The organism is Frankia sp. CpI1-P, assembly GCF_001421075.1.
Taxonomy (GTDB): Bacteria; Actinomycetota; Actinomycetes; order Frankiales; family Frankiaceae; genus Frankia; species Frankia torreyi.
The window spans coordinates 1-6,374 of the sequence record NZ_LJJX01000082.1 but is presented as its reverse complement, the minus strand read 5'-3'; the positions used below and the strand labels follow the sequence as shown (position 1 = coordinate 6,374).

General features: G+C 70.5%; 1 protein-coding gene. It reads left to right on the top strand.

The features are described 5' to 3' along the window. Window positions 1-1,463 precede the first annotated feature (1,463 nt). Window positions 1,464-1,907, top strand: coding sequence for a YbaB/EbfC family nucleoid-associated protein (locus tag FF86_RS29195; protein ID WP_044888453.1), 444 nt, complete (start codon window positions 1,464-1,466; stop codon window positions 1,905-1,907). The last annotated feature ends 4,467 nt before the right edge of the window (window positions 1,908-6,374 follow it).

The window sequence follows — 6,374 nt, the reverse complement described above, 5'->3', positions numbered from 1 at the left end:
CCGGGGGGAGACCTGTCCGGCGTGGTCGGCGGGCCCGGTGCCCTCGCCGGGCTGAACAACCCNAACGGCCCGAACAGCGTCACCGGTGGCGGGCTGAACGGCCTGGGCGACGGCCAGAACCTTGGCGGTCTCAACGCCTCCGGACCNCAGACGCTGGGCGACCTCAGCCCCCAGCAGCTCAGCACACTTCAGCAGGCCGGGCAGCTCGACGGCGTGCCGTTGACCCCGGAGCAGTCGGCGGCGCTGGAGCGGGCGGGTCTCGGCGCTCCCGGCGCCCACACCCTCGGCGACCTCAGCCCCGAGCAGCTCCAGGAACTGCAGCGAGACGGCCTGCTGAACGACGTTCCGCTCACCTCGCAGAATCTGCAGACGCTGGGTGACGCCGGCCTGCTCGGAGCGACCAACGGCACGCCGCACACCCTGGGCGATCTCAGCCCGGCGCAACTGGCCGAGCTCGGCTCCTCCGGGGCGCTCGACAACGTGCCCGTCACCGACGCGCAGCTCAACCAGCTACGTCAGGACGGACTGCTCGGCCCCAACGCGACCGGCCTCCATTCACTCGGGGACCTCAGTCCGGCCCAGCTCGCCGACCTGCAGCAACACGGACTGCTGGACTCGGTGCCGGTGACCCCGGGCGAGTTGGACACGTTGCGTCAGGNGGGTCTGCTCAGCCCCCAGGCCACGACCGGGGCCGGCATGAGCGATCTGTCGCTCAACCCGGGCTCCGTCGGCGGCATCGGGTCCAGCGACAACGGCCTGCTCAACCCGTCCGATCTGACTGGTCAACAGACGCCGAGAACGTTCTTCCCCACCCCCGTCGACGGGCTGGACGTGAGTACCCCCGATCCGCACGCCCTCGCCGCCGGCACGGGAGTGCAGGTCGGGAACATCGGGCAGCCGATGGCCCGGGCCCTTCCCGGAGCCGGCGGCGGCTTCGGGACGGCGGGCGTCACGCTGCCGGGTTCGCAGCCGCTCGTGACGGGCGACAGCTCCATCCTCGGCCGGGACGGCACCAGCGGACTGAACGGCTCGGGGGGTGCCAACGGTTCGGCCATGTCCGGCGGGATGCCGTTCATGCCGATGGGCGGAATGGGCGGACTCGGTGGCGGCGGCCAGGGCCAGCAGCCCAAGGAACGTCAGCGCAACACGTGGCTCACGGAGGACGAGGACGTGTGGGGCACGGAACCCGAATGTGCGCCGGCCGTCGTCGGCCGCGGCGACGGCCCCGCCGACGGCGAGCCCGACCGTCCCGCCAGCCCGGTGCTGGTGCCGCCCACGCCGGATCGCAGGACCCGCCGTGGGCGTTGACCTCCCCGGCACCCGCTGAGCCAGCGTGGCCCGCCTCGAGGCGGCGAAGGCGCCCCCCCGGGGCGGGCCACGCGCGGTGTCTGGACATGGGTCGCGCAAGGACCCCGGTAGGACGCGATGACCCCGACAGGAAAGGGACAGGAAGGGGAGACGTGATGGCGATGTTCGACGAGCACCAGTTGGAAGCCGCGATGGCCGAGCTGGCGCACACCGAGGAGGTCACGGAACGGATCCGGCGGCGGGGCGAGGAGACGACCTACCGGACGACCGACAAGAACAAGCTGCTCTCGGTGACCGTGGGCGGGCGAGGCGAGATTCGTGATCTCACCTTCCGCGGCGACGGCTACCGGGACCTCGCCCCGGCCGAACTGGCCGATCTGCTGGTGAAGACGATCGAGCGGGCCCGCAAGGAGGTCCGTCGGCAGGTCCTGGCCGGCGCGCAGGAGCTGATGCTGGAACTGCCGTCCCCCGTGGGCAACCTGGCCGAGGTCGACTCGGCGGAGAGCCTCGTGGACGAGCTCCTGCGGATGTTCACCCGGAACATGCCCGACGACGGTCGTGAGCTGGCTCCGCCCGAGGGAAACGGGCTGTGGCGATGAGTGACGGCGTGATCAGGCACGACGGCGACGAGATCGCGCAGAAGGTGCCGGCGCTCGGCGCCTTTCGCCAGCACGTGACCGATCTGGGGGGTGAGCTGGCCGACACCCTCGGCCGGAACAAGTTCGCCGACGGCGCGAAGGACGAGGTGTCGCTCTACGCGCAGGAGACGTTCCAACAGCTGATGGACGCCTTCGGGAAGATCTACGGGGCGCTCGGGGAGGCGATCGGACTGCAGGGCGACCGGCTGTCCGTCGTACGCCAGATCGGTGANAACACCGAGGGCGAGACGACCGAGCAGGCCGGCAACTGGCAGTCTCCGGGCGGCCACCACGGCTGACAGCACGGCTGACAGCACTGAGGGCCCAGCGGGACAGGCCGCCGCGCGCGGCGGCCCTGCGCGGGCGTTGTCCTGATCGGCGCCGGGTCGGGGAGGTGAACGGATGTCCAAGTCGATGGACGAGGCCATCTATGTCTTCACCGGCATGCGCCTGCCCGGCGCCGATCCGAAGAAGATGTGGGCCCTGGCCGACGATCTGGACCACTTGGGCGACGTCGTTCTCAACACGTTGTCACCGGAGTTGACAAAGATCGTCCGCGCGGTCCAGACCTCCGTGCACGGTCAGGCCGGACGGCGGTTCACCGCCCAGACACTGCCGTTCGTCATCAGTGACCCGAAGCTCCTGCTCCAGGCCGGCATGCTGCTGAAGTCCGCGGCCACGCTGCTACGCAGCCAGGCACTGCAGGTGGACTACAGCCGCAAGCAGGGCTTCGTCATGTTCATCTTCATGCAGATNCAGCTCGCGATTGCGGCTATCGAGGCCGCGCTCGGGGACGAGGCAGATGCGGAAGCCCGCATCATCCAGACCCGGACGATCATCCAGCGCGTCCTGTCCAAGGAATCGGCCAAGACGGTCGGCGAGATCGGCGCGATGCAGATGCTGTTCATGCCCGGCTCGTCGATCGTGGCCCAGGCGTGGCAGATCCTGGCCGGCAAGCGGAGCGGCCTGGACGGCGGCGAGATCGGGCATATGGTCGAGTACGGATTCGCCGCCGCCGCCTTCTCCATCCTCTCGCTGCCCGGCATGAAGTCCGGGATGGGCAAGCTGGACCAGTGGCTGAAAAACGNGGGCCTCACGAACGGCCTCAAGAACCCGCTCGCCGGACTGGCCGTCGCGACTCTTGTCTCCGGATTGACGGAAACCGGCGGCGGGATCTTCGCCAGCGGCGTGGTGGATGGTCAGTGGGGACTCTCCTCCGTCNTCGACGACCTGATCTCCGGCGCCGTCGAGGGCAGCACGGAGCATGCGGCCCACCTGTTCGGTAAGGGGGTGCGTGGCGGGGGCAAGGGAGCCCACATCAATCCGGAAATCGCCGCGCTTCTGAACAAGCTGAATCTCAACAACGGCGGCCCCGGACCGGCGGACTCGGGTCCCAACCTGAACCCGGCCGACGGGTCCGACGACGACGGCAGCGATGACGGCCCCGGCGTCGGCCATGACAAGGGCGGTCCGTCTGCCGGCATGACCGGACCGGCCGACGGGGCGGACTCGCATCTGCCCCCCGCCGGTCCGCTCGACGGTCCCCCGGAGCACACGCCGAGCCTGCACAACGTCGACCTGGACCCGTTCTCGGATTCCGATTCAGACCTGTCGAGCGTGTCGGACCTGTCGAGCGTGTCGCACCTGCCAGACCTGCCGGACCTGCCAGTCTTGCCAGACCTGTCGGACTCGTCGAGCCTGTCAGACCATTCGGACTCGGACTCTCTTTTCAGCCAGGCCTCGGACGGCTCCACCAACACCGACCTGAGCGACCTGGACCTGACGTCGATCTCCGACCTGGTCGGGCCCGAGCTGCACGGGCCGAACCTGAAACCGCACCTGCCGGATCTGGATGCGGCGGGGNTCGACGGCCTGGCAGAGTTCGACGACCATTTTGTCGCTCCGTCGCGGGTGCCCGACCTCCACCTGTCCGACGACCGGGTGCCGGACAGCCAACCCCGGAACAGCCAGCCTCTGGACAGCCAACCCCGGAACAGCCGGCCTCTGAACAGCCAGCCCCTGGACATCCATCGGCCGGACGGCTGGACCGCGGACACCCCGGACAGGTTCGCCGGGCCGCTGTCCGATGCTCCCTCGGCGATCAGGTCCGAAGCGCCCGCGCCCCCCGTCCCCGCGTCGACCAGTCCGCTGGTGTCGACTGACCCGCTCGTGTCGACTGCCCCCACGGGACAGGTCGAATTCTCGGGTCCAGGTCTGAATGTCCCCGCTCCCCAGCCCGCGGTCGGTCTCGGTCGTGGTCACGATGCCGTCATCGCGCCGATCGATAGCCCGCAGCACGTCGAACCGCTGGTGTCGGTCGATGAGATCCCGCCGCGGCCGACGCCGGCGCCGGCCGGTCCGCTCTCGGCCACCTCGCCCCTGATCCCCGCCGAGGGCGCCACGCCTCCGCGGACACCCGCCCTGCTGCCGAGCCACCAGGCGTCCGCGGACTCGGACCTCGACGTGGTGGCGCCCGACCCGCGCGTGGGGTCCACGACACCTCCCGACCTGCGTGACCGGAGCACCGGCGAGGCATTGACGCTCATGCGGCCTGGGCCGGTTCCGCCGTCGGTCGGTGGCGCGGGACCGTCGGAGTCGGCGCTCGGGAGCTGGGCTGTATCCCAGCTCGATCCCGCGCCCAGCAACATCCCCGCACCCGCACCCGCACCCGCTCCGGCGCCGCTGGTGCCGCAGGGCCCGCCGGCTGCTGCGTTGTCGCCTGCTGCGTTGTCGCCTCCGACGTCGCCGGTTCCGCCGGTGGGTGGGCGGCCGCCCGCGGTGCCGACGCCTCCGGCTGCCTCGGGGCCGCCCGTCGTGGGTTCGGACACGCCCGGCGGATCGCGCACGGTTCCGGCCCCGTCGCCGGAAATCCGGCATCCCCTTCCCCCGGAGCAGACCTCCTTCCCCGATGGCGCCTCCCCGGGCGCGCCGGCGACACCGGCCCCCACGCCTCCGCCTGCCAGCGACTCTCCAGAAGATCACCCGGAATTGCCCGATCCGGGCGCCGCCGGGTCGGCCGGCGAGCTTCCGGATTCCGCGGCGCCGGACGAACCCGCGGTCACCCCGGCTCCCGGGTCCGACTCGCCGCCGTCGTCCGCCGCTCCGATGAGCCCGCTGCCACCGGCCACGGACGATGCGCCGCCGTTGGCCCCGACTCCAGCCGCGGACCTGCCCGCCACCTATCCCGGGATGGTCGACGAGATCCTTCCGGTGCCGGCGGGGCAGGAAGCCATTCCGGGGCAACAGACGGAACTCGAGCCGCTGCGCCCGGTGGGTGCCGAGCATGATCTCCTGGACTGGGTGCGCATTGATCTACGGCACCGTCCGGCGGGTCGGGAGATCGGTGACAGCGAGATCCTGCGGGTCTACCGTGATCTGCGGTCCCAGATGGCGAACCGGTGGAGGGTGACGAAGGACCTCGCCGTCGATGTGGCCTCGCTCCTGCGAGGCGAGGAGATCGGACGGCTGCGCGGGGGGGCCCCGGGTTACGCTGCCGAACCGAATCCCGCAACGTGGGCCGATCCGCCCGATATCACTACTGCGGGAGCGTCCCAGCAGGCCGACCAGTGGCGCGGCGTCCGCCTGGAGCTGGACGTCCCGGAAGGCGTCCGCTCGTTCACCAATACCGACCTGAGCGCGAATCAACGACAGAGTCTGAACCGCTTCGCTGAACAGATTGTCGCCGACGCCGCGCGGCGGGCTCGCGACGGGCTTCCACCGCTCACCGTCCACCTNGAAGGCGGGGGCAACGGCAGAACCGTCGGCTACAGACGCGCGGTCAGAAGCGGACAGCTTCGCGCCGACTCGGCCTGGCGAGTGCTCGCGCCCGTTGTGGCCACCCGTCTGGTGCAGATGGGCCTACAGCCCAACGCGGTCACCTACCAGACGCACACTCGAGGTGCTCAGCCGGCGGGCGCCGCGCCTCCGGCCCCAAGGCTCGGCTCCGGCGGAGGTCGGTCGAATCCGCCCGCGGATGTGAGCCAGCAGCACCGTCAGATAGTGGGATGGCTGACCGAGAGCACCGCCGCGACCCCCGCAGTGATTCCCGCGGTGGCGCCGCGTGGCCCGGAGCCTCAGGCTGACGGGCAATCCCCCCCGACCATGGAATCTGCCCCACCACCCGCCGGGGTGCCGGCACCGGTCGATCCCGCTCCGCCCGCGGATTCTGCTCCGCCCGCGGATTCCGCTCCGCTGGTGGGTGGTGATGTGCGNCCGGTTGNCAATTTGGATCNTGAGTTTGCTCCTGCGGTGGAGCCGAAGGGNGTGAAGGACTGGGAGCTTGACAAGGATGGTCGGCTTCGGGTCAACCCGTTGTGGAGCAGGTTGGAGGATTTCTCGCCCAAGCATTTGGAGGCGAGTCCGGCGGGGGCGTTGTGGCAGTTCGCGGTGGGTGTGGACGGTCAGGTTTTTGTGGGTAGTGAGTCGGTG